Source organism: Fibrella arboris (assembly GCF_041321095.1).
In the GTDB taxonomy this organism is placed as follows: Bacteria; Bacteroidota; Bacteroidia; order Cytophagales; family Spirosomataceae; genus Fibrella; species Fibrella arboris.
This window is the reverse complement of the sequence record NZ_JBGGWE010000005.1, coordinates 125,495-149,778: the sequence shown is the minus strand read 5'-3', so window position 1 is coordinate 149,778 and position 24,284 is coordinate 125,495. Positions and strand designations below refer to the sequence as shown.

Below are 24,284 nucleotides of genomic sequence, written 5' to 3'. Positions count from 1 at the left end.
TCCGGTGAGTTGGCAGTTGAGTAGATGCTTACTTCCTTTGAATGGAACACGGCTGTAGAGGAGTTGGAACGATTGCGCAGCTGATCGGTACGCTTACAGCAGGCGATTGAGCCCATTAAATCCCAAACTGTATCAATCGGTTTGACTCAATTACAGTTGCGTACAATACTTACTACGTATGAAAACGATACTTTTTCCAACCGATTTATTCGACCAATCGCCGTCGACACGCTCGTATCTACACCTGATGGCCAGCGCCTGGCAGGCCCGCGTTATTCTGTTGCACGTCTATCAGCCTGTTGTTGCCGATACGTCACTAACCACCTTTGCCGATCCCGGGATAGGTTCACTGGCAACCTTGGATCTGGAGACGATCAGCCAGAAACACCTGAATACCCTTGTCGATAAATTCCGCAGCGAAGGCCTGGACGTTATTGGCGAATGGCGGGTTGGGAGCGTTGAAGATAGCATCGTGGAGGCTGCCCGCGAATTAGCCCCCGATCTGCTGATTACGCAGCGTAGCACCATCGCTACTTTTTTTGATCGGCTGGCAGGAAGCGCGGCCGACGATTTGGCCAGGGAGGCTCCCTGCCCGGTGCTGTTCATTCCAGACGGTGAGCATGAAGCGCGTTCGGCACCAACAGCTTTTCGGTCGATCGCTTATGTGCTGCAACAAAATATTACGCAGCAGATGGTTACTGAGCAGACAGCTACGATCGTTGATGCCTTCGATGCACATCTGACGGTGATCACGCCCGAGCAGATAGACGAGAATAGGCCTGATTTATTTGTGATCCAGCGCAAAGAGACCGGCTTTCTGGGCGGACTCATGGGGAGTGATCCGACCGAAAAGCTACTGTCCTCATCAACGGTACCGGTGCTGGTGTACCACGAAGCAGCGTAAGGACAGCCATAGCCTGACACGAAGAAGGGCCATTTCCTGCATAGGAAATGGCCCTTCTTCGTGGAACTGGACCTGTTATACGGTCGCAGCCTCAACCGGTGCCAGTGGCTTTAGATTGGCCGGGATGTCGGCCTCAAGCGCATCGTGTGGCACTACTTCCAGAATTGGGGTGAGGTTAATGTCGGTGATTTCTACAGGTACCAGCATCGAACTGAGGTTCTCGACCAGCCGCTGATGCGCCTCGCGCAGGTTGGCGCCGTTGATGAGCATGGTGCTCAACACCTTTTTGGCCCGCCCTTTATCGTCTTCGGTCATGTAGAACGTCTTGCATTTATACCAGTTGTCGCCGCCTTCCATGTGGAAAACGTCGCTCAGGCGCATGGGCCGAATCGCCGTGATCTCAAAATCGGGCGTGTTGTCGGCCACGATGCGGTATAGTCGGGCTTCGGCATCGGTATACGAAACGGCATCGATCAGGTACGTTTCGTTGATGGTTTTCAGTTTAGGCGCTTCCGCTGACCCGTCTTTTCGGGTATCAACAGCGGCCGAATCATCAGTTTGCTGGTAGCGTATTTTGCCGATAAACCAGGTTGGCATAAGCAGTAGAGAGAGTTTATACGTATGTTTTCCGGGCAGGTTTTACAGGACAATGGCGTTGCCCGGACACCGTTGTAAGGTGAGTGGCAACGCCATTGTCCTGTAAAACCCTTCACCATGGTAAAGGTACTCAATCCCGGTCGTTGCTCTGCCTGATTCGGCTAATACCGCTGGTCTTTTTCGTTAGGTTTTTAACTTCACCCAACCGGGCAACGCTGGCGCCTGATGCGTTAACATCGGCCTTTTCGATACGTATCTGACTGGCCTGTAACCGGCTGGCACCTGATAGCGTGGCGGTTACCTGACTGGCTTTGCCCCGTAGAACAACCCGCGACGCACCCGTTTGGTCGGTCGTGATGGATTGGGCCGTTGTTTTCACAAACACTTTGCTATTGCCCGAGAGGTCGAGCGTTAAGGCAGTAAGCGCATCAAATTCTGTCAGGCGTGCTTCGGACTGGCCCGATAAGCGCAGCACCTGTAGAGTGGGCAGGGTTATGGTTAGGCCAAGCCGTTCGCTGTGACCCTCACTGTTACGTTGTTCGATCCGGAGATTACCATCTTCATTCGTGATCGTTACGCGGTTTAACCCTTCTTCGCTGCCGTCGCCATCTACTTTAACAGAGGTGCCTTTCTGGAACCGTACACCGAAGTTTCCTGAAATAGAGATCGTAGTCGGGGCGGCGGTAGCGGAGCTGGAACCGGGCAGCAGCGGCCTGGTCAGTTCACCGTTGGTATCCACATCCACATCGTCTTCATTTTCGCCATCATCATCGTCATCCGAGCGATCGTTGTCCTGATCGAGTGTCCGCTCAAAGCCAACGCCGGTTAGCCCTGCTGCGGTAAACTGCCAAAGGTTCCGGGGCATATTGCTGAGTTCCTGATCATCGAAGCGGTTGCTGATATACCGGCCAAACTCTTCGGTCATGCGGAACGGCTTGCCATAAGGTACATACACCTGAATGTGCAGCTCCTGGTTGCGGAACCGGACATCTTCGGGCAGATTATAGGCATCGTTAAACACGAGCAGCGAGTCTTTGGTAACAGGCACATAGTGTATTTCGCGGGCATTCGCTTCGGCCTGGTCGCGATTCCGGCCACGGGCCGATGCTTCCATGACGGCCTTGATCTCAGTGCCAGCGTAGCCTAGTAATTCGATTTGTGGCCGGGTGCGGAACTCATTGTCATTGTCTATGTCGTTGATACTGAACGTAGGTGTACCGGTGGGCCGTAAAATGGTAGCGGTCTCTACTTTGCCTCCCCGATTGAATTCGCCAACGATCTGTGGAATAGTGGTAGCCAGAATGACGCCGCTGATGACCCAGACGGCTAGAAGCGTTAGGACCGTGTTGCCGGTCAGGAATGACTTACGGGTGATGACGATCAGACCCGTGAGGGCCAGCGCCAGACTTGGGAGGAACCCAAAAACGAAGCCCGCCACCAGGGTCAGGAAGCTGGTATCTTCCCGTAGCAGAGACAGAGGGATGCCGTCGCCATCGCCGAAGTTGGTACCCGACATGATCCCGATGCCAGCGCCAAAGACGGTGAGGCAGGCCAGTATGCAACTGAACCCAACCAGGAGCATCAGCAGCCCGAACAGCACCCGAATAACGGTGCCCAAACCACCCAGGGTCTTGCCAAACAGCCTGCCCAGCGCAGAAAATATGGCCGCTATAGCGCGAAATGGAAAGAGCAGCAGTTGTGTCAGGCCGCTTTCCGGAGCCGTTTCTGAAACGGTCAAATTGCTTTTCACGCTGCTCTCGATGTTGCTCAGGGTGATGGGTTTGCCCGTCATCTCCATTTTCTCGGTCAGACTACGCGCTTCGGGGGCTACCATCCAGAGGACAATGTAGGCCAGAATGCCAAAGCCGGCCACGAACACACTGGCGACCAGCGCAATCCGGACGATGCTGATCTCGATATCAAAGTAAGCCGCCAGTCCCGATGCTACACCGCCCAGTACTTTGTTGTCGGGGTTGCGGTAGAATTTGCGGATGCCTTTTTCTGCTTCAAGGGTTGAATCGCCGGGCAGAAAGGCCCAGAGCAGGATATAGGCGATAATCGTCATGCCGGATAGCGAACCAAAAAAACCATTGTCGTCAAAGAAGCCATTGCCGACGGCCGGCAGGCCGATCACCAGGGAAACCAGCAGCACACGCATCCAAACCGGGTCGATTCGGAAATAATGCGCCAGACCAGCGGCTACCCCACCCAGCGTTTTGTGGCGCAGGTCGCGGGCCAGCTTGCGGCTGCCGGTCGAGTTGGCAGCTTGCGAAGCTCCCGCGTTCGGGTCTTGCTGATACGCATATTCATACGTACCACTTTTGTAGTTGTAGCTGGTGCCGGGCGGGGGGGGCGTTTCGCTTTTCGCCGTGCCGCCAGGTGTTTCGCCAGGTACGTTACCGGTACGCGGAGCCGTTGGGTTAGTCTTGGCCCGGCTGCTTCCGGTAACCAGCACTTCGTCGTTTTCAACGGCTTCAAAGTCGGCAACGGTACCCATTTTAGCAATCAGTCCGTTCACGTCTTCGAGCGTTACGGCCTGGCGAGCTGGGGTTTTATCGTCGCCTTTCAGGTTCTGGAGCAGTTTCTCGGCAATGCGGTTTTCAATGTCCGTAACAATCTCCTGGCTATCGTCGTAGGTCGAAAAATACTGCTGGATAGACTGGAGGTACCCTTTCAGTTTTTCGTAGCCGTCTTCTTCAATATGGAAGATCACCCCGCTGATGTTGATGCTGATGGTCTTTTTCATGGTGTAAATGGGGCTTATTGATCTTGTTTAGGTTCGGGCATCACAATATTAACCGAGTCGGTTGATGACTCGGGCGTGCCGGGGTCTGGTAGTGGAGCCGCGAGAACCACACTCGCTGGGGCGGGCTGCACATCAACCGCCGTCTGCGTAGGAGGGATTATACCACTTCCCGTTGCTTTCGCCCGATTCACGATGAGCATTACGGAGTCAGAAAGTTCCTGCCACGTTTCGTTCAGCGATTCTAATGAATTCCGGCCTAATTCGGTGAGCATATAGTATTTACGGGGGGGGCCTGAGGTTGACTCCACCCATTTGTAATCGAGCAGCCCAGCGTTTTTCAGGCGGGTCAATAAAGGATAAAGCGTGCCTTCAACCACCATAATGCGGGCCGAGGTTAGCTCATCGAGCATATCAGAGGCGTAAATTTCGCCACGCGATATGATGTGTAGGATGCAGAATTCCAGAATGCCCTTTCGCATCTGGACCTGCGCGTTTTCGATATTCATGAGCCGTAGTGGGTCATAGGTCAATGGATGGAACAAACATAGTATAAGGTACTTTGTGATGCAAGGTACTTGATTGTAAATATTAGTATTTTGGTATGAATGGTTGATTGACAGTGATGAAACGTAATGAAACGATTGGTGGGAGTGAGTAAAGGGATAGTTATGTAGCCCGTAGGATGATATTTGTATACCAGTGGGATCGGCTACTCAGTCGGCTGATGTATAAATCCTGCCAGCGCTCACCGGGCCCAGTCCCTTTATCACCGACTGCTCATTCACTGAGTACCAATTCGCCGTAACTTGTTGCTGTTTTTGACCCTACCGTATGAAGCTATCCATCTACCTGTACCTGTTCTGCCTGCCATTCTGTTTGTCCGCTTATGCGCAGAAGCCCGTTTTTGGCAATGAATGGCTCAATTACCAGCAGACATACTACAAAATCCCCGTTGCTCAGAAGGGTTTATACCGGATCACATTCAGTGATTTACAGAAAGCCGGATGGCCGCTGACGAGCCTCGACCCTAAGACGCTGCAACTGTTCCATCGGGGCATTGAGCAGTCGATTCTGGTAGAAGGTGAAGCCGACGGGAAGTTCGACGCAACTGATTACATCGAATTTATTGGGCATGGCAATGATGGTACGCAGGATTCGGCGTTGTACCGTCCCGCTTCGGCCCAGCCGCACCCGTATTACAGTTTGTATTCCGACACGACCGCCTATTTCCTGACGGCGCGCCTGGATGCCCAACCCGGTAAGCGAATGGCGGTCTACACGGAGCTTAACGCTGGCTCACTGACACCTCAACCGTATGTCTGGGCCGAAGAGCTGCGGGTGTTTACTGATCAGTACCCGGCTGGTAATATCTATCCGTTTGGTGCTGGCTACAGCAACGGGGCGATTCTGACGGCCTACGATGTGGGAGAAGGCTGGATGGGAACCAGCGTGAAAGCCGCCACCCGCTATGAGCAGAGCCTTTCGCTGACGAAAGTGCTGAGCACCAGCCTGGCTACGCCTACGTTGACCATGCAATATATTGGCCGAACGCCAACGGCACATTCCGTGCAGATTCAGGTGGGGCAAAGCGTTCGGCCACGTACACTTGATCTGGCCAGAAGCGTTAATTACGATCCATTGACGTTGACTATACCGCTGTCGGCCTCCGATGTGGCCGATGGGGGGCGGGTAATCTGTAGTCTTAGCCCGCAAGTCGCTGATGAAGAGGTATCTATGACGTACCTGCGAGCGCAGTACCCGCACCAGACCGATCTGAGTGGCTATACCTACCGTGAGTTTCGCACCGACCCTGTTCCGGGCGGGCGGTTGTGGCTGCGGCTGACCAACGTACCCATGACCGGTCGTGTTTTTGATATTACCACCCCCGGTCAGACTTCTGTTATTTCAGGTACGTTGGTCGCCAGTACGCTGACAAGTGGTACCTGGACAAGCGTGGTTCGGGAGGCCGCTACGGCCCGGCAACTGCTGATGGCCAGCGCGTCATTGCCTATTCTGGGTATAGAGCGGGTAGTGTTCAGAAATCTCAATCCCGCCAAGGCTGGTTTCATACTGGTCGCACATCCGTCGCTGGCCGTATCAACAACAGCGTCGCCCAATGCTGTGGCAGACTATGCAGCCTATCGGGCCTCGAAAGCGGGCGGGGGGTATGATACGCTGAGTGTTACCATCAACCAGTTGTTCAACCAGTTTAGCTACGGTGAACGCAACGCGGTGGCCATCCGGCGGTTTGTCGACTACCTGAGCCGCACTGGTTCACCGAAGGCCCTGCTGCTGATCGGCCAGTCGCGCGATCCGCAGGGCGTTCGGAAAAACCCGTTGGCTGGTAGCCTCGATATGGTGCCCAGCGGTGGTTGGCCCGGCTCCGATCTGGCGTTGGTTACCGGGTTGAACGGCCGCCCCGCTTATGTACCGGCTGTGGCGGTAGGTCGGCTGAACGTGACACAGCCGCGGCAGGTCATTGATTACCTGAACAAAGTGAAAGAACACGAGGCCGCTACCAGCACCGCACCCTGGCGTAAAAAGATGCTACACCTCAGCGGTGGCCGGTCAGCTTACGAACTAAGTCTTTTCCGGGCATTCGTGGATGAGTTTGCCCGCGACATTTCGCGGAAATATGTGAGTGCTACCGTCGAAACCGTGTCGAAACAAACCGACGATCCGGTCGAGAACATCCCGATCGTTGATCAGATCAACAAGGGCATTGGCATGATCTCGATGTTTGGTCACTCTAGCCTCGACGTAGCCGATATCGACATTGGGTATGTGAGTAACGACCGGCTTGGCTATCGAAATAAAGGACGGTATCCCCTGTTGCTGGCCAACGGCTGCGCATCCGGTAATTTCTATTTTGGTCCGAAAACGTTCATTTCCGACTGGGTGCTCACGCCCGATCGGGGGGCTATTCTGGCGCTGGCGCACACGTACAATGGGTTTGCCAGTGCGCTGAAAACCTATACCGATAACCTCTACAGCGTGATGACCGACAGCCTGTGGTATGCCAGACCGTTCGGTGAGATACAGGTGGAAAGCATTCGGCGGTATATGCTGGCGAATAACTCCATTTATGACAAAACAAATGCCGAACAGATTACGCTCCAGGGCGATCCGGCGGTGCGGCTGTTTCCGTTTAGTCGGCCCGACCTGGCATTCTCCGATGGTGGCATACAGGTGAAAACGCAGGCCAATACGGTAGCGCTGACGGCCGTTGCGCTGAATCTGGGGCGGGGCATAAGCCAGCGGCCAGAGGTGCGTGTCCGGCAATATGCGGCCAACGGGCAGCTGTTGCAGGAGAAAAAGCAGCCCGTCAACGGGGCTACCTATGCTGATACGCTACGACTAACGATGCCCGTTACCAACATCGCCGGTACGTTTTTTGAGTTTTACGCCGACGCCGATGGCCGGTTCGACGAGGAACGAAAAGATAACAACGTATTGCAGGTAAAAAGCGATGGCCAGGTGGCTAACCTGCCGTTCGACATTGACAATACCGCACCGGTTGTTGAAGTGGCTTTTGACGGGCGGCGTATCGCCAACGATGCCTTTGTGGCGCCTCAGCCCGCCATCAGTGTGCTGGTAGCCGACGAAAACACGCGTTTGCTCCGAACCGACCCCTCTGGTCTTGAACTGTACCTGCAACGGCCATGCGGGCAGCAGCCCTGCCCGTTTGAACGATTGTCAATCTCAGCCAGCAACGCCTCCTGGAGTAACGCAGGAGGTACGTTCCGGCTTGACTTTCGACCCGCCCAACCCTTGCCAGATGGTACCTACACACTCGAAGTGTACGGGAGTGATCTGAGCGGAAACCGCGCTCAACCTTACGCGATCCGGTTTGTGGTGAAGCAGGACGCCGTGGTTCAGGCGATTACAGTGGCACCGAATCCGTTTGCGTACCAGACAACGATCAGGTACGTGCTGACGGGAAACCAGCCACCGCTGCCGGTCACGCTTCACCTGTTTGATCTGACCGGCCGGGCCGTACGAACGGTTCAACTGCAACCAGCGATTGGGACCAACGAGTTTATTTGGGATGGAACGAGTGACACGGGCGCACCGATGGCGGCGGGCTCCTATCTCTATCGCCTGGATATCCCCGGTTATAGCACCTATGCAGGGAGCGCCAGCAAGCAGTTGACCGGCCGAATCGTTCTGGCCCGATGACGCGGGAAGATGGTTGGCTGGTGGCCCTGTGGCTCTTGATCAGTGCCCTGATCGGTGGGCTCAGCTACGTGAACCCAACTCATTTTCTGAGTCCCGATTCGGCCTATTACCTGTCGTTTGCCGGCTGGCTGGTCGGTCTTGATGGAGATCAATACGGTCATGTGACCAGCGGTTGGGAGGGGACTTTCCCCGTGGGGTACCCGCTGCTGATAGGTACGTTGGCTAAGGCATCAGGAACGTCGCTTCTGGTTGCTTCGAAGCTGCTCAATAGCCTATCGACCGGTGTTTTTCTGCTGATCTGGCGTAATCGGGTTGGGGCTCGCCGCGCTATCTGGGTCGGGTCTGTGTGCCTATTGGGTGGCTTTCTACGGCTACTGGCCTACACCTGGTCGGAGTGGGTTTTTGTGGTGCTGCTGCTGGAATGGCTCTGGTCTGTCAGCCGACCAGTTACAGCCGGAGCCGGTTCAAGCGATCATTACCGCTTTGTTGCCCGACTCTTCCTGTTGACCAGTGGCCTGTTCCTCCTCAGGTACGTTGGTGGGTACGTGGTGCTCGCGTATGGTTTGCAGGCATTGGGTACGTACCGCCATATTGACAAGATAGACCGTGAAAAGCGTTTTGGGGCCGATCTGCTCTATGCGGCGGCTTCGATTACGTTCATGCTGGGTTACTTCTACCTCAATTACCGCTTGACCCATTCGCCTTATGGTGGCGAGCGTTTCGTAAACACCACAGAGACAATCGGTGAAAAGGTAGCCCTGATAACACTGGCGGTGATTAATGAAGGGCTGCTCGTTCGGGATTTCATTCCAGGCGAGTCGGTTATACTGGTGCTGTTGGGTGCAGTATTACAGGGGCTGCTGATCGGGTGGATCTGGCCCCGTCTGAACCAACAGCGCGACACACTTCCCAACTGGTCGCCGACTGACCGCCAGTTGTTAAGGACCTACCTCGTGTCGGCAGGGACGTACCTGGCCCTGCTGTTTGCCTTGCGCCTGTTTAGCCCCTACAGTGGCCCGAATGCGCGCCTGATGGCGCCGGCGTCCTTTCCTTTTCTGGTAATACTGACCTCCTGGATCAGCTGTTGGCACAATGTGGTGGCCCGGCGGCAACTCGGCTACTGGTGGACCGTACTGTTGCTTTGCTCCTGGCTTCAATTGCTGCCACAGGCCGACCTCTGGCAGAAGTTCACTCAGGTATGGGCCCGATGAGCGGCTGCATACAGGCTGGGGGCAGGTGTGTAAATGAGCCATAGTGCTGATTGGTAGAGCCATTCTTAAGTGACACTAAATGGGGTGAAAAGCAAGGACGACCAAAGCGAAAAATGGTTGATTCGCACTAGTTTTGTTCCGTACTAACTCCTCCGATTAACCAGCATGTCATCTTCTCTGCTCGGCTTACGAACCGCCATTTACGCCGCCCCTAATCTTGATCAGGTGAAAGCCTGGTATGCAGCTTTTCTTGGTATCGATCCCTATTTCGACGAACCCTTTTATGTCGGCTTCAATGTAGGTGGTTACGAGCTGGGCTTAGACCCTGACACAGCACCTGCGTCGGGAACGCCTGTTACGTATTGGGGCGTAACGGATCTGGCCGCCACTTGGCAGCAACTACTGGATCTGGGAGCCACCGCGCAACAGGAACCGCAGGATGTAGGTGATGGGATTATCGTGGCAACGGTAACCGATCCGTTTGGCAACACGCTGGGCATCATTCAGAACCCATATGTCAAGGGATAAAGCAGGAGCCAGGCAAATCGGCGATGAAGGGGCCTGGGCCGGTGGCACTACGTCTACGGTAACCGGGAAGGCCAGGTACGTAGTAAATGGAAAAATCAACTGGTTTCAGGCTCTCGGCCGGATGGGTATCCATAGCTCTTCTTCTGAGTCTGGATGGTCGTTCCTGTAGTGGGCACCCAGCACCTCAAAATGGGGGCGGTCATCCAGTTCGTAGCCGGAGGCTGGCAACCAGGTCGTGAAAATGTACTGGATGGTGCGGGTATCAGTGCTGGCTCCCTGATGTAGAAAAACGGCGTACAACCCGCCTGGCAACGTAAAAGGGAGCAGTCCGCTGGGTAGATTGGCAGTATCGGCTACCTCCGCCAACGCCCATTTCTCGAACTCGATAGCTGGATTGAAAGCCTCGAAATAGTGCTGGGGATACGTTTGCAGCGAGACCAGATCCGTTGTCAGCCGATTGGTGATCAGATGCCGAAGTGGCATGAACGCACGCCAAAGCTCACCCGTTTTATTAGCCACCAGAGACATCGTTAGTCGCGTGCCTGCCAGCGTTTTCGCCATGATCGTTTCAATTCGTGGTTGCCTGAACGGCTTACCGGTTGTTGGGTGCATACGTCTGTATGAAAGGATTTTACCGATAGCTGGCTGTTAATCAGGTTGTTTACTGCCCAGCTTGGCAAACTGAGCACTCTGATATAAGAAACATTAAGGAGCAACGCTGGACCTCTTACTGATCAGTCGTTACGACGGTGGCGTAGCTTGCTTAGGCAACCAGTGAAAAGGCCTTGAGCGCCAGTAAGAAAGCAAGAAGCGTTAGGCCGTTGCGGATGTAATTGATCCCAAGCCAGGCGCTGACCATACGGTTTGTCTGAGCTGGTGTTACCTGATCGGTTCGCTGTAAGCGGATGATCGTCGGGATAAAAAAAGCGAAGGTCGACAGCCGTTCCACGAGTGTAATCAGTGTCGCGGCCAGCCACCAGGTGGTCCCGGGATGAGTGGTCTGCAACGCCATGTATACATTAGCCAATGTTAAAAGAGTGAGGGGCACCGTGGTAACGAAGGCCCAGAATTTCCGGCCAGAATCTAGCCGATGCATCGCCTCCGGATCGACCCGATAACCAGACGCGGCAGCTTTTGGGAACCAGTGCGGGAGAACGAGTTGGGTTTCGTAGAGCCCGGCGCCAAAAGCAGTGCCCAGGTTCAGGATAAATAACGAGAGGACTAGATAGGAAATGCTCATGGAGTAGCCGGTTGGTTATGCCGGTAAACCTAGCCATTTGCCGGCCGTCGCGCTGAAAATGGGGCGTCAATGAGCCGTTTGGCGGGGTAAACCGGGCGAAAGGAGGGATGAACGAGCGCTCATTCCGAGTGGCAAGTCGGTATATTGCCAGCTCAAACAGGTGGAAATAGCACAATCGGCCATGAAAGCGGCATTCTTACAAACCCCTAATCAGATTCAGTTCCACAACGTGTCTGTACCCGAACCAGGTCCCGGCGAGGTGCGGATAAAGCTCAAAACGGTTGGCATATGCGGGTCAGATGTGCATCTGTTTCTGGGCCACCGGCTACTGCCGAAACCGACCATCATCGGCCACGAGGGGTTGGGGCATATTGATCAACTGGGGGCGGGTGTAACAGGACGGTCTGTGGGCGAACGGGTTGTCATAGAGCCCAACATTCCCTGTCGTCAATGCCGGTATTGCTGGTCTGGCCGGGGTACGATCTGTGTGAACAAGCGGGTCATCGGCGTGAATGAAGCGGGTTGTTTTGCCGAGTATATTGTCTTGCCGGCCGATTTTTGCTGGCACGTACCTGACACCATCACCGATGCGGATGCCGTGACTATTGAGCCAATGGCTGTTGCTGTTCATGCGCTGCTGGCCTCAAGTGCCAAACCGGGCGACACGATCGCCGTGATTGGTCTGGGGGCTATCGGCCTGTTGTTGACGCACCTTGGGTTAGCGTTGGGGTACCGGGTGGTCGTTACTGAGCTCAGCGCCACTAAACGTCGGCTGGCCGAGTCGATGGGCGCGGTGGCATTCGTGTCGGCTGGTACCCCCGACGAGCCGCATAAGGCCCTGGCCGAAGCGTGGCTAGCCAATGAGGTCTGCGCTGTATTTGAGTGTGCCGGGGTGGCTGCTACTGCATCATTGGCCATGGCGGCGGCTCCGCGTGGGTCAGAGGTAGTCCTGGTTGGGCTGTCGGGGGATGCTGCGGCGTTCACGCCTCTAAAAATTGCCCGCGAAGGAATTCACCTGGTGCCTTCGATCGTTTATGACCACCCCGCCGACTTCCGGCGAACCATTCAATTGATCAGCTCAGGAGTAGTTCGGCCGGGTTTTATTATTTCCAGTCAGGTTACGCTCAATGATTTACAGCAGGCGCTGGAAACAGCCGCGCTGGGTGAAGCGACCAAAATTCTGATCACGATCTAGTTCAATAGCCTTACCTACCGTATTACTGAATCTATCCGTATGCCTGTAGTAAACCAGGTCGCTACCGCCGAAACCGTCCAGGCTGACCTTAAACAACTGATTGACGATAGCCCGATGAGCCCGTTTCAGGTGCTGATGGTCGCTATCTGCTTCATTCTGAACATGAATGACGGGATCGATGTGCTTGTTGTCTCGTTTACAGGTTCCGAAATTGTTCGTGAATGGGGGCTCTCGAAAAGTGAATTGGGATACGTGTTCAGCGTAGGGTTGGCAGGCATGACGGTCGGCTGCTTTTTCCTGGCTCCATTTGGCGATAAGATCGGGCGGCGGTCGCTCTTTATTTACTCACTCGCTCTGATTACCAGCGGTATGTTGCTGTCGTCTGTTATTGGGTCGTATGCTCAATTGCTGCTGATGCGGTTCGTGACGGGCCTGGGTATTGGCGGTATACTACCCAATCTGGCGGCTGTGGCGGCGGAGTTTTCCAACCATAAACGGCGCGATGTCAACGTCGGGCTGGTGCAGGCGGGCTGGCCAATCGGAGCAATTCTGGCAGGTTTTTTCACGGCCTGGGCCATTCCGCTGTTTGGCTGGCGGTCGGCTTTCCTGGCGGCAGGGGTCGTGTCGGCGCTTATGCTGGTGTGTATCGTACTATTCATGCCCGAATCGCTCGCTTTTCTGGCCGGGCGTCAACCCAGACATGCGCACCGGCAGATCAATCGGCTTTTGATCCGCATGAGCCAGCCTACACTCGATTTTTTGCCCCCTGTGAATGATTCCAGGGCTATTGTGCCCCTGAAGGTGTTGTTTACCCCTGAATACCGGGCGTCTACGCTTCGGCTGTGGGTAGGCGTTTTCTTTGGCTTCATCACCCTCTATACGCTGATGAGCTGGGTACCAGCATTGGCTAAGGATGCCGGGATGCCCTTCCAACTGGCAACCTATGTAGGTACGGCACTCAATGTCGGCGCGTTTTTGGGCAGCCTTCTTTTCGGGGTCGTGGCTGCGCGTGTGGGCCTCCGCCGATTAATTCTGTCGTTTATGGTCATTGCCTTCAGTGTGATGGTGCTCTACGCCAATCTGCCGATGACGTACCTGTTGATGTTTGTCATGACCTTCCTGATCGGCGTTTTTGTGCAGGGAGGGTTCAATGGGTACTACCCAACCGCCGCCCGCGTTTATCCGGCGGCTATACGCACCACCGGTGTTGGCCTGGCCATGGGCATCGGCCGTTTCGGGGCTATTCTGGGGCCTGCCCTTTTCGGGGTTCTGTCTGACGCCGGCCTGAGCTTTGCGCTGCTGTTCTGCCTGTTTTCAGTCCCATTATTGATTGCTGGAGTGTCGGCCTTTACTATTCCATCCAAGAATCTGGACTAACTATATTGGCCAGGCGTGCTATGGGCGCTGCTCCTTAAAAACAGAACGCCTCCCCATAAGCTGGGTAGCAACCAGAAAACGGAGTAGCAACGCCAGCCAATCCATTCGACGAGAAGTAAACGGAATCCGTTTAGAACGATAACAGCGATTGGAGACAAGCAAGTACTGTCTATTGGTTGAGTGGATGGTAGCCCCTCAATCGGCGCGTAACAGCCTAGTATGGCCACGATCTATTGAAGCGTTATGACGACTGGAAACAAGCTGATAATTGGATGTCTTGCCGCGCTGGGCGTGCTTCAGTTCGTGCATATTCTGGGCAGTGCTAACCCCCTGGCGCCGATGTATCGGTATAAGTTTATCTATGGTGTTGTACTGATTGCCGTAGCCATTGCTGGTTATAACTGGGCAAAACGCAATCCGCCCCAGTCGTAATGCCTTTAGGTCAGCTACTTATGCTGTTTGAGTAGCCAGTTGTACAGTTTTTTGTTATCGTAGAGGTACAGAATATCGTGCCCTTTTCCGGCAAGCTCGGCAAACCGGACATTGCCCGCGCAGGCCTTCAGTCGCCGGACGAGTCGGGCAGTTTCGTCGAAGGGAACAAGATCGTCGGCAGTACCGTGAAAGGCCCAGACAGGTACGTGCCTGATCTGGCAAACCTGGGTCGAGTCGTCGCAGCCACCGCAGAGCGGCGCAATGGCGGCAAACGTGTTGGGGTAGGCCACCGCCGTTTGCCAGGTGCCATAGCCCCCCATGCTGACGCCCGTCAGGTACACCCGTTTTGGGTCAATCCGATACTGGGTGGTCAGTTCGGTGTAGAGCGAGTCGAACCAGTTGTCGGTCGACCAGAACTTGCCGTCGGGGCATTGGGGTGAAGCGACGATCGCGTCGACGGTCAACCCCTGTTCCAGAGCGTGCGGCGGGCCATACTCTTTTAGTTTATTTAGGTCGGTGCCCCGTTGCGAGCCACCATGCAGGTAAATGATCAGCGGATAGGCGTTGCGGCTGGTGTATGTTTTGGGTACGTAGAGCAGGTACTTGTAACGAGCAGCGGGCTTACTTTTCTGGCTTGATTGTGCCATTGCTGCCAACCGGATCAGGCAGAAGAGGAGTGAGAAAAGCAGGGTCGTTCGGCTGAGGTACATCGATTCGGCAGTATACCGCAAAGGTGATAGACAGCCGCTGCTTCGGCAATAGCCAAGCTGTTAAAGCCGGTCTATCTTTTGCGCTAATAGCTTCTTCTCCGCCGTTGATTGGGTCAGCTGGAGCGCTTGTTGATAGTGCTGCCGGGCCCGGCCCGGCTGATCGGTGCGTTCGTATAAATCGCCCAGCACTGCGTGGTAGAGGTGATTACCTGCCAGCCCATTTATAGTTATCAGGGCCGCTATAGCGGCCAGCGGGCCAGTTACTTCGGCGAGTGCGACGGCCCGGTGCAACGCAACGACGGGCGACGGTTTATAAGCGAGTAGCAGGTCGTAATAGTGTAGAATGGTTGGCCAGTTGGTGGCCGCGTAGGTCGGTGCGCTGCTGTGAAGCATGGCAATGCCTGCTTCGAGGTGGTATTCGGTCAGCTCGTTCCCTTCTGCCGATCGGTGCAGGTACGTATGTCCTTTGCGAATAAGGTGGTGATTCCATCGGCTTCGATCCTGATCGGCTAGCAGCACAATAGCCCCCTGCTCGTCAGTCCGGGCCTCGAAACGGGCTACCTGAAAACACATCAACGCCAGCAGCGCGTCAACCGTCGGCGCGTGTGTATAGGGTGTTTCGGTCAGCAAGAGGGCCAGCCGCATCGCTTCTTCGCATAAATCCCGCCTGATCAGCGTGCCGGGATGCGACGAATTATACCCTTCATTAAACAGCAGATAGATCGTTTTAAGCACGGATGCCAACCGGGGGGCCAGGTACGTTCCGGTGGGTACATCGAGCTGAATACCATCCTGTTTGATTTTCTCTTTTGCCCGATAAATCCGTTTGGCAATGGTGTCGTCGCTGGTCAGGAAGGCATTTGCGATCTCGCGGACGCTGAGCCCGCACAGGATCTTGAGACACATTGCCGTCTGCGATTCTGGCGCGATGGCCGGGTGGCAGATGGCAAACAGCATTCGAAGCTGACTATCGGTAATGGCCTCATCGAAAAACAGGGGGTGTGCCATATCGTCGTTGGTGTCCTGCTGGTGTAGGTAGTCAGCGGCTGTACGGATCTGTTGAAACCGGTTTTCGCGACGAAGCACATCCAGCGCCCGGTTGTTAGCTACCCGATACAGCCAGGCACGCGGGTTGTCGGGGATACCCTGAAGCGGCCAGCTTTGCAGGGCCTGCATCATGGCGTCGTGCACAATATCCTCGGCCAGATCGAGGTGGGCGACACCTAGCCGATAGGCCAGCACCGACGTCATCCGCCCTGCTTCGTGACGAAACAGATGGTCTACTAACTGGCCGGATTCGTTCGGTGCTGGCATGAACTGGTTGTAAACTACCCAAAGTTAACAACGGGCCGAACTTCTACGGAACCGCCTTCCGTATCGAACATAGGGCATCCCTGCCCCAGTTCTACGGCTTCGTCGATGCTGGCGGCTGTTACCAAGGAGTAGCCGCCAATAATCTCCTTCCCTTCCGTGAACGGGCCATCTGTCACTACCTGACCACCGTTGGTCATGACTTTGCCGAACGGCATCAAGGCTTCGGAACCAATCAGCCTGCCCTGCGCCGCAATACCGCCAATCCATTGATTCCATTTCTGAATGTCGGCCTGCATCTCTTCCGGTGATGGTTGCTGATAGGCAAGCGCTTGTGAATTAGGCGAGTGAAAGATGAGCATGAACTTTTCCATAGTACCTGGTTTGATTGGGTGAAAATTACCTGATTTCGACACTAAGACGAATAGGTAGCCAGGAATCGGACAGCCTGCTAAAAAAAAGTGTGGCATGGCTCAGCCGTTGTTTTCGGGCTGGCGGGCGTAAAATAGGATACTTTATTATTCGTGTTAAACAATCGAACAACTAGAATGTAGGGATGTTCAGTCAGCAAACGAATACCAAAACCAATACCTCCTTCGTATGAAAGCCTTACAGATTCACGGCATGAAAGACGTTCGTGTCGACACAGTGCCCGACCCGATCATTGAACACGAGCGCGATGCCATTATCCGCGTAACCAGCACGGCCATTTGCGGCTCGGACCTCCACATCTATAACGGCAGTATTCCACAGCCCCGGCCCATGGTGCTCGGTCATGAGTTTATGGGCATCGTGGAAGAAGTGGGGAAGGGCGTGGGCGGCAAGCTGAAAGTTGGCGACCGTGTGGTGGTGCCGTTTCCGGTAGCCTGTGGCACCTGCTACTTCTGTAACCATGAACTACCCGGCCACTGCGAAAACTCAAACCCGGAACATTACGGCCCCGAAGGTGGCTTGCTGACTCAGAAAGGAGGCGCGCTGTTCGGCTACACGGATCTGTATGGCGGCTACAACGGCGGACAGGCCGAATATGTGCGGGTCCCTTACGCCGACTTCGGCCCCCGTGTCATTCCCGATTCGCTCACCGACGAGCAGGCACTTTTCCTGACCGATATTTTCCCGACGGGCTACTCTGGCATCGATTGGGCCGATGTGAAAGGCGGCGAAACCATCGCCATTTTCGGTTCGGGTCCGGTGGGGATCATGGCCGCAAAATCGGCCTGGCTGCGCGGGGCAGCGCGGGTGGTCATCGTCGACACGCTGCAATACCGCCTCGACAAGGCTAAAACCACGGCCAATGTGGAAACCATTCTCTGGGAAGACGCCGAGAGCGTGGTAGAGCAGATCCGGGCCATGACCAACGGTCGGGGAGCCGATGTGTGTGTCGAGTGCGTCGGCTTTGAACCTGACCGCAGCCTGCTCGATCGTGCCAAGGCGGTGATCAACCTCGAAAAGGGATCTGATAAGGTACTGCTCGCCTGTATGAGTGCCGTTCGCCGCGGTGGTGTAGTCACGATCCTGGGCGTATACAGCTCACCGTTCGACAATTTCCCGCTACACCAGTTGTTCGACAAAGGCATTACGATCAAAGGTGGTCAGGCACCGGCGCAGAAGCACATCGACAAACTGTTGTCGTACGTTGTGGAGGGAAAAGTAAGGCTCGACGATATCATTACGCACCGACTGCCGCTGTCTGAAGCCCCCCACGGCTACGAGATCTTCCGCGAGAAAAAAGAAGATTGTGTAAAGGTTGTGCTGAAACCGTAGTTGGTGAATTTTTCAATAAAAAAGGGCTTCTCAGTGTGAGAAGCCCTTTTTTATTGATTGTAATGCCGAAGCTGGAGCCTCGGCATTACTCCTTCACTTGCTGTAGCGCCTTGCCTGTCAAACGTAGCTTAGCCGTAGGATCAGCGGTGAGGGTCAGCCCTTGTAAAAAATCGGCATCATGTGAAAACTGTGAGCTGTCGCGTACAGAAATAATCGCTTTCCCAATCTTGTTTTTGACGCCATAGACAAGCAATCGGTTCCGACCTGAAAGTGCTGCATGAAGCTGGTTGTAGGTCAACTGTTTCACCAGCATATTTCCTTTGATAGTTTGTTGCAACGCTAACACATCACCTTTAAAACCCGCAATCTGGCAAAGCGAATTGGTTGTCGAAACAGCAACCAACTTCGGTAGCTGGACAACCAGCTGTGGATCATTCCAATCTCCATTGGTAACATAATCGTTGAACGTCCAGCCTTCCATTGGGCTGAGGTGAAGAAACAACGTGTCTCTGTCGACCTTATAAGTGTACATCGGCTTCCGCCACAGCCCCAGCGAATCGACTAAAAGCCGGGTCGTATTGCCAGGTTCGATCAGGACAACCGCCGCCGAAGGGCCGCTAATACTTACGGCATGAAAAGGGAGCAACGGCTTCTTCTGCCAGCGCGAATACTTATCAGATTTATCGATCGAATCATATTGATGCTGGATGGAAACAGCCGCGCCAAACATAGCGATAAGCAACGCTAGCCCCAGGCCTAACAGGAGTTTAATACTTGTCTTCATGAAGCGGAGGCGAGTTGAAACGCGTTGAAACGGGATTCAATTTCGGAGATGCTAATGCCCAGTAAGGTCATTGTGCGAAACAGTTCGGGCAGTTCCACGTCGAGGAAACGGGTGCGGCGCATGGCCTTGACCCGCTCCGGAGCGTCGTCGGCAGCGTAGTAACCCATGCCGCGTTTGTTGAACAGAATGCCCTGCTGTTGCAGGAAATCAAAGGCTCGCATGGCCGTATTTGGGTTTACTTCCAGCGACGAGCCGAGGTCGCGCACCGATGGAATGCGTTCGCCGGGTGGCCAGGCCTGCTGAAGAATCTGCTCGCAGACATAGTCGGCGATCTGCAGATAAATAGGTTGTTTATTGTTGAACTCCATGTGGTTACCGTTCTATTTCAGTGAACCGGACTCGGGCAATGACCCATAGCATGAGCAACGTACCGGCGTAAGCCCCATACTTCAACCAGTTGGGTGGCCCTAATAACTCGTAACTGCTTTTCGAGGTGTGAACTGCTATTTGATAAAAAGGAAGCGCCGTGCCCACCCCTTGCCCAGTCGATTGGATACCGACGATCCAATGGTACAAAAACAGTAGACCAATCGTGAGAATCAATACCGCCCCGACGTTTCTGATAAACACGCCACGCCGGAAGAAGAACGAGCCAATCAGCGAGATAGCGAGGCTGGTGAAGAGAAAGTAGGGGATAAGTAGCAGTAAGTCTTTGTCGCCACTGATCGGCGAGGAATTGTAAATCAGCGATGATACGTACCTATCGGTTTCGGTAGCAGGAAGACGGCTATTGGCTATGTCAAAGACAAACGCTTCATACCCGAAATACGCACTGCTCACTAACAACAGGGCAACAATACAGTACAGCGTGCCCAGCCAAAACTTCTCTGTTCGTGAGGCTGGAAGCATCAGGTAAGCGATGGCTGATTCCTGCCGGAACAAGGCATTAAATACGTCGCTACCTATACTGAATGTGACGAGCAACGATAAGAAATTAAAGTAAACGATGTTGTTTCGCTGCACGCCTAGTCGGAAAATATGATCGTCTGACAACACCTGCGATGGAATCAGGATAATGATAGGGATCAGTGCCAGGGCGGCAATCAGGTACGTTCGGCCTTTAACAGCCCAGAACCAGCGGTTCAAACGGGCGAAACGGGTGAATGAAAAGGTCTGGTTCATGGCTTGGGAGCAGAAAAAAGAGACTTCATACGTTGCGGATTGCTGATGGCCGCGTTGAACAGCCGTTCCAGGTCAATAGGTGTGTCATCGGCAGGGTCAGTGTTTTCGAGTACCACGGCATTCCCGCGCAGGCTGGGTTCAGTGTAAAGCGCGTCGGCAGGTACGTCGCGGCCGAGCAGTTCGAAACGAAGACGCTGGCTTACCCGCTCAAGGGGAGCGTTGAGCAATAGCTCGTGGTCGTTCAGGACAACCACCGAGTCAATCAGCGAATCAAGATCCCGTACCTGGTGCGTCGAGATCAGGATTAGCCGATCGTCGGTCAGGGCGGCTGAGACAACTTTGCGGAACTGGCTTTTCGACGGAATATCCAGGCCGTTGGTTGGCTCGTCCATGAGGAGCACGCTGGTGTTAGTGGCTAATCCGAAGCTGATAAACACCTTTTTCCGTTGCCCCAGCGACAGGTCGGCGAGTTTATCAATACTGGCTGGTAGGTGAAACGCCTGTAAGTGCTGCTGAAACTGGCTTGCGTTGAACTTTGGATAAAACACACTCACTGTATCAACGTACCTGGCGAGGGTCATAGTAGGCGTATCAATTTCCTCAGGAAGGAAGAAAATGTCTTCCAGAAAAGCGGGTTCACGGCGGCGGGGCTCGTGCTTGTTTACCCGAATTTGGCCATTGGTGGGGTAGAGGAGCCCCGCTATTAGCCGCATCAGGCTCGATTTTCCCGCCCCGTTCGAGCCTAACAGCCCGTAAATACGTCCCGGCTCAAGATGTAAGCTCAGATCCTGTAATACCGGCGGTTTTCGTCCGTATTGAAAGGTCAGGTTCGTTAAATTTACCATGATTGAAGTGTATTAGTGATGTAATACACTGCAATAGTAGATATTGATTTTTGAATGGCAATGAGGGGTAGTGACATTTTTTGGAAGTTTTAAAGTTCGTCCTGTGCGTTGTGAGGTTTTGGCTTCGGGCTGTAGGTTGCTGACGCCTAGTCGAAGGGCTATGCGTCAGCAACCTACAGCCCGAAGCCATACGCACGCGAAGCAACCTACAGTGCGAAGCCAAAAAACTCACTTGCTCAGCGCTTTCTTCGCCTGGGCTTCCTGAATGAGTTGTAGGGTAGCGTTTTCGGGCGTTACGTGGATGAAAGTGCCTCTGCCTAGTTGGCTAAGTTTCATCAGGTTCTGACCGGTGAGCTTATTTCGCCCAAACGTGAACACGGTCAGGTAGATATCCTGTTTGGCGTAGTCGGCAATAAGCTGAAAGGCGTCGTCACTGACCGGAAATTCACCATCAGTCGCCAGAATAATTCGGTTGTTACCTGCCCGGATGTAATTCTTGTTCGCCACCTTGTACGCCAGCCGGATCCCACCGTTCCCGTCCGTATCGCCCGACGATTGCAACGCATCAATGACGCGGCTAATCTCGGCGGTATTAGCCCCTGAGGTCGGTGTCAACGCCACTTTTGCTTTTCCCGAATAAACCACAACAGAAAGCTGATCTTCGGGGCGAAGCAACATCAACAGTGACTTGATCGACCGTTTCAGCAGCGGCAGCTTCACTGGTGAGTCCATTGACCCCGATACATCGAGCAACAGCACCATGTTGTTAGGTGCGAAACCTGCCAGCGAATTCGGCACGTCGCGCTGAAGGCCGCGATCTATGTAAACGGTATCAGTTCGGGTTCGCTCAATGACCTGGGTTCGTTCAACAACGACCGTGTCGTGCCGAATGGCCGTTCGCTCAGGTACGTTGCCTGCCGGTTTAACAATGGCTGTTTGTTCAGGTACGTTGCCAGCAGGCTTTGCGGCTACAACGGGCTCCGAAGCAGTGGAAATCGGCACGCGGGCTGGTAATGAACGTACTGTTGCCGCCCCCGGCCGGCGCAGCAGAAAAACGTCGGGCTGGTTAACGGCAAGCAGGAGATTGTCTTTCGCCAGTTCGGTGAGTTTGTTGTACTCATACACCAGTTCATTGTTATAGAAATAATAGAACGACTCGTACGGATGTCGTCCCGATGAGGTCGCCAGCACGGGTTTCACTTTCTTAGCTTTCCAGCGACTTACCCGTTTGGTCAATTGCAGTCAGCAGTTGCCATATTCCCTGTATGCCAGTGGCCAGTTGTTGCCTGTCTGTTGGCGATAGCCCGTTTGTGGCCAATGCCTTCTGGTAGTAATAGGTTTCCAGTGGTCCTGATGAAGCCAGACGAAGCCCCATGGCTCGTTTCCGGTATCGATCCACGTCGGCCTGATACGATTGCAGCATCTGAAAACGACCTGTTGTCACATCGACAGCCTGATTCAGAAAGGTCACGTACTCATTGAGTGCCTGTTGAAGCGACGTCTGCTGGGCCAGCATCGGGCTAGCGAGCAGACTCAGCACGAGTAGCTGAACGGAGTAGTGGATAACGCGTAGGGGCATGGTGGATCAGGCAGAACGTTTAGCCCATTGGTAACCCATAAAGATACCCTGTATGGCCCCAATAGGCCCCAGGGTCAGTAAACGGGTGATAGCCGCTTCAACCTCGCGGTCGTGGGTATCTGACGATAAGCGGATGAGCAGGAAGAAGCCGAAGACGGCCACAAGAACGTACCCAACAAACCCACCAAACAAGCTGATTCCAATTTTTTTCATAAGCAGTGGTCGGGTCAATGTCCGTTGGTTTATAGTGATTTGGACAAGCAAGTTGGGTACAGATAGACTGATGGGCGCAACGCGTTGAGTGAACGGCACGGAACTGATTCATTCGTACGCCCGGCCGCTTGTTGGTACCCGTTATTTTGCCATCTTAGCCGGATATTCCTGCTCCCTGCTTGTCATGAACTACCGCGCCCGCGTCCTTTCTTTTTTGTCCGTACTCTCCATTATTACCTACATCGACCGAACGGGAATTTCGCTGGTGGCGGCTGAGATGAAGCGGGACCTGCATATCGAGAATGATGCCTGGGGCTGGGTGCTTAGCGCCTTTGCCCTGGCCTATGCCACCTTCGAAATGCCGACGGGGGCCATGGGCGATCGCCTTGGGCCACGCCGGGTGCTGACACGGGTAGTAGGCTGGTGGTCGGCGTTTACCATGCTGACCGGCACGGCAACCAGCTGGCTTTACCTGGTCATAGTTCGTTTTCTCTTTGGCGCTGGCGAGGCCGGTGCTTACCCAAACGCGTCCATTGTGGTGTCGCGCTGGTTTCCGCGCCAGGAAACCGGGCGGGCGCAGGCATTTATCTGGGCGGCGGGCCGGGTCGGGGGTGTACTGGCTCCCTGGATCGTGATTCCTATTGCCACGAACTATGGCTGGCGGGCTGCCTTCTGGGCAATGGGTCTGCTGGGGATCATCTGGGCCGTTTGCTGGTACATCTGGTTCCGCGATTTTCCGCATGAACGACCCAACGTACCTGCCGACGAGCGCGCCTATATCGAAGAAAATCGCTGGTTCAAGGTGAAGGCACACCATATTCCGTGGCGGGCCATTTTCCGCAGTACCAACATGTGGGCCATCATGCTGATGTTCCATTTCTACATGTACGGCGCCTATTTCTTCACAGGCTGGCTACCAACGTACCTGAAAGAAGGGCGTCATTTCGACAAAACGCAGATGCAGTTGTTTGCCACGCTGCCCTTTATACTGGGGGCCATTGGCTGCTTCACCGGCGGTTTTGCCAGTGACTGGCTGGCCAAACGCTACGGCCTGAAAGCAGGCCGCCGCACGGTAGGCATCGTGGGCATGGGGCTGTCGAGCATCAGCATCTTCCTGTCGGCCAGCACAGCCGACAACCAGACAGCGGCCATTTTGCTGGCGATGGGCATGGGCTTCAAAGACCTGACGCTGCCGGTTTCCTTCGCCGTGTGTAATGATGTAGGCCGCAGTCAGTCGGGGGTAGTGTCCGGGGCCATGAACACGTTCGGGCAGATGGGGGCCGTGTTTCTGGGCGTTCTGTTCGGCTATATCGTGAAAGCCACCGGCGATTTCAATGATCCGCTGTTTATGATCTCGGGCCTGCTGTTGTTGAGTTGCCTGCTCTGGATACGCATCGACCCCACCGAAGAAGTAGTACTTTAGGGTGACTGGCGAAAGAGCGGGGACGCAAGAGTACTATCGCGTCAGCCACTCTTTCGCCTTTCGC

Annotated in this window: 24 protein-coding genes; 9 read left to right on the top strand and 15 right to left on the bottom strand. The window is 54.5% G+C overall.

Going from position 1 to position 24,284, the window contains the following annotated elements; translation table 11 throughout:
• Window positions 1–178 precede the first annotated feature (178 nt).
• The gene (locus ACAW75_RS10455) at window positions 179–904 is read left to right on the top strand and encodes a universal stress protein (RefSeq protein ID WP_370728660.1); all 726 of its coding nucleotides are present in this window, start codon (window positions 179–181) and stop codon (window positions 902–904) included.
• 75 nt (window positions 905–979) lie between these two features.
• On the opposite strand, the gene ACAW75_RS10450 is transcribed toward ACAW75_RS10455, so the two are convergent.
• The 3 genes from ACAW75_RS10450 to ACAW75_RS10440 form a co-directional block, all read right to left on the bottom strand.
• Window positions 980–1,501: a DUF4494 domain-containing protein gene (locus ACAW75_RS10450; protein ID WP_370728659.1), complete on the bottom strand. Its 522-nt coding sequence runs from the start codon at window positions 1,499–1,501 to the stop codon at window positions 980–982.
• A gap of 130 nt (window positions 1,502–1,631) precedes the next feature.
• On the bottom strand, window positions 1,632–4,247 hold the full coding sequence (locus ACAW75_RS10445) for a PspC domain-containing protein (RefSeq protein ID WP_370728658.1): 2,616 nt from the start codon (window positions 4,245–4,247) through the stop codon (window positions 1,632–1,634).
• Between the two features lie 14 nt (window positions 4,248–4,261).
• Window positions 4,262–4,753 (bottom strand): PadR family transcriptional regulator, encoded by a 492-nt coding sequence (locus ACAW75_RS10440; protein WP_370728657.1) that lies wholly within the window; start codon window positions 4,751–4,753, stop codon window positions 4,262–4,264.
• Window positions 4,754–5,078: 325 nt separating this feature from the next.
• Here ACAW75_RS10440 and porU2 point away from each other — a divergent pair, with 325 nt between their 5' ends.
• The 3 genes from porU2 to ACAW75_RS10425 all read left to right on the top strand — a co-directional run bounded on the left by porU2 (window position 5,079) and on the right by ACAW75_RS10425 (window position 10,165).
• Window positions 5,079–8,426: a putative type IX secretion system sortase PorU2 gene (gene porU2 / locus ACAW75_RS10435; RefSeq protein WP_370728656.1), complete on the top strand. Its 3,348-nt coding sequence runs from the start codon at window positions 5,079–5,081 to the stop codon at window positions 8,424–8,426.
• On the top strand, window positions 8,423–9,637 hold the full coding sequence (locus ACAW75_RS10430) for a hypothetical protein (protein WP_370728655.1): 1,215 nt from the start codon (window positions 8,423–8,425) through the stop codon (window positions 9,635–9,637). Before porU2 ends, ACAW75_RS10430 begins: the two co-directional genes overlap by 4 nt.
• Window positions 9,638–9,802: 165 nt before the next feature.
• A complete protein-coding gene (locus ACAW75_RS10425) occupies window positions 9,803–10,165 on the top strand; it encodes a VOC family protein (protein WP_370728654.1) in 363 nt (120 codons plus the stop codon).
• Between the two features lie 105 nt (window positions 10,166–10,270).
• Here the strand turns inward: ACAW75_RS10425 and ACAW75_RS10420 are convergent, their stop codons facing one another.
• Both ACAW75_RS10420 and ACAW75_RS10415 read right to left on the bottom strand, forming a co-directional pair.
• Window positions 10,271–10,777 carry a GyrI-like domain-containing protein gene (locus ACAW75_RS10420; RefSeq protein ID WP_370728653.1) on the bottom strand — a complete coding sequence of 169 codons (507 nt, stop codon included), beginning with the start codon at window positions 10,775–10,777 and terminating at the stop codon, window positions 10,271–10,273.
• A 151-nt stretch (window positions 10,778–10,928) separates the two neighbouring features.
• Window positions 10,929–11,405 carry an anthrone oxygenase family protein gene (locus tag ACAW75_RS10415; protein ID WP_370728652.1) on the bottom strand — a complete coding sequence of 159 codons (477 nt, stop codon included), beginning with the start codon at window positions 11,403–11,405 and terminating at the stop codon, window positions 10,929–10,931.
• A 181-nt stretch (window positions 11,406–11,586) separates the two neighbouring features.
• Between ACAW75_RS10415 and ACAW75_RS10410 the strand changes: the two genes are divergently transcribed.
• From ACAW75_RS10410 to ACAW75_RS10400, 3 genes are all read left to right on the top strand, one after another.
• Window positions 11,587–12,600 carry a zinc-dependent alcohol dehydrogenase gene (locus tag ACAW75_RS10410; protein WP_370728651.1) on the top strand — a complete coding sequence of 338 codons (1,014 nt, stop codon included), beginning with the start codon at window positions 11,587–11,589 and terminating at the stop codon, window positions 12,598–12,600.
• Window positions 12,601–12,639: 39 nt separating this feature from the next.
• Window positions 12,640–13,977 carry an MFS transporter gene (locus ACAW75_RS10405; RefSeq protein ID WP_370728650.1) on the top strand — a complete coding sequence of 446 codons (1,338 nt, stop codon included), beginning with the start codon at window positions 12,640–12,642 and terminating at the stop codon, window positions 13,975–13,977.
• A 243-nt stretch (window positions 13,978–14,220) separates the two neighbouring features.
• A complete protein-coding gene (locus ACAW75_RS10400; protein WP_370728649.1) occupies window positions 14,221–14,409 on the top strand; it encodes a hypothetical protein in 189 nt (62 codons plus the stop codon).
• A gap of 14 nt (window positions 14,410–14,423) precedes the next feature.
• On the opposite strand, the gene ACAW75_RS10395 is transcribed toward ACAW75_RS10400, so the two are convergent.
• The 3 genes from ACAW75_RS10395 to ACAW75_RS10385 are packed head-to-tail and all read right to left on the bottom strand — an operon-like array spanning window position 14,424 to window position 16,804.
• Entirely contained in the window at window positions 14,424–15,140 is a 717-nt protein-coding gene (locus tag ACAW75_RS10395) for a carboxylesterase family protein (RefSeq protein WP_370728648.1), read from the bottom strand.
• A 39-nt stretch (window positions 15,141–15,179) separates the two neighbouring features.
• A complete protein-coding gene (locus tag ACAW75_RS10390; protein WP_370728647.1) occupies window positions 15,180–16,433 on the bottom strand; it encodes an RNA polymerase sigma factor in 1,254 nt (417 codons plus the stop codon).
• Window positions 16,434–16,447: 14 nt separating this feature from the next.
• Window positions 16,448–16,804: a YciI family protein gene (locus tag ACAW75_RS10385; protein WP_370728646.1), complete on the bottom strand. Its 357-nt coding sequence runs from the start codon at window positions 16,802–16,804 to the stop codon at window positions 16,448–16,450.
• A gap of 226 nt (window positions 16,805–17,030) precedes the next feature.
• Between ACAW75_RS10385 and ACAW75_RS10380 the strand changes: the two genes are divergently transcribed.
• Window positions 17,031–18,194 (top strand): zinc-dependent alcohol dehydrogenase, encoded by a 1,164-nt coding sequence (locus ACAW75_RS10380; protein ID WP_370728645.1) that lies wholly within the window; start codon window positions 17,031–17,033, stop codon window positions 18,192–18,194.
• A gap of 85 nt (window positions 18,195–18,279) precedes the next feature.
• Here the strand turns inward: ACAW75_RS10380 and ACAW75_RS10375 are convergent, their stop codons facing one another.
• The 7 genes from ACAW75_RS10375 to ACAW75_RS10345 all read right to left on the bottom strand — a co-directional run bounded on the left by ACAW75_RS10375 (window position 18,280) and on the right by ACAW75_RS10345 (window position 22,797).
• Window positions 18,280–18,978: a hypothetical protein gene (locus tag ACAW75_RS10375; protein WP_370728644.1), complete on the bottom strand. Its 699-nt coding sequence runs from the start codon at window positions 18,976–18,978 to the stop codon at window positions 18,280–18,282.
• Window positions 18,975–19,346 (bottom strand): GntR family transcriptional regulator, encoded by a 372-nt coding sequence (locus tag ACAW75_RS10370; RefSeq protein WP_370728643.1) that lies wholly within the window; start codon window positions 19,344–19,346, stop codon window positions 18,975–18,977. The genes ACAW75_RS10375 and ACAW75_RS10370 overlap by 4 nt, the downstream gene beginning before the upstream one ends.
• A 4-nt stretch (window positions 19,347–19,350) precedes the next feature.
• Window positions 19,351–20,160 carry a hypothetical protein gene (locus ACAW75_RS10365; RefSeq protein WP_370728642.1) on the bottom strand — a complete coding sequence of 270 codons (810 nt, stop codon included), beginning with the start codon at window positions 20,158–20,160 and terminating at the stop codon, window positions 19,351–19,353.
• Entirely contained in the window at window positions 20,157–21,005 is an 849-nt protein-coding gene (locus tag ACAW75_RS10360) for an ABC transporter ATP-binding protein (protein ID WP_370728640.1), read from the bottom strand. The genes ACAW75_RS10365 and ACAW75_RS10360 overlap by 4 nt, the downstream gene beginning before the upstream one ends.
• A gap of 228 nt (window positions 21,006–21,233) precedes the next feature.
• Entirely contained in the window at window positions 21,234–22,241 is a 1,008-nt protein-coding gene (locus tag ACAW75_RS10355; RefSeq protein ID WP_370728639.1) for a vWA domain-containing protein, read from the bottom strand.
• Window positions 22,210–22,584, bottom strand: coding sequence for a hypothetical protein (locus tag ACAW75_RS10350; RefSeq protein WP_370728638.1), 375 nt, complete (start codon window positions 22,582–22,584; stop codon window positions 22,210–22,212). Before ACAW75_RS10350 ends, ACAW75_RS10355 begins: the two co-directional genes overlap by 32 nt.
• 6 nt (window positions 22,585–22,590) lie before the next feature.
• The gene (locus ACAW75_RS10345; RefSeq protein ID WP_370728637.1) at window positions 22,591–22,797 is read right to left on the bottom strand and encodes a hypothetical protein; all 207 of its coding nucleotides are present in this window, start codon (window positions 22,795–22,797) and stop codon (window positions 22,591–22,593) included.
• Window positions 22,798–22,981: 184 nt separating this feature from the next.
• Between ACAW75_RS10345 and ACAW75_RS10340 the strand changes: the two genes are divergently transcribed.
• Entirely contained in the window at window positions 22,982–24,220 is a 1,239-nt protein-coding gene (locus ACAW75_RS10340) for an MFS transporter (protein ID WP_370728636.1), read from the top strand.
• The last annotated feature ends 64 nt before the right edge of the window (window positions 24,221–24,284 follow it).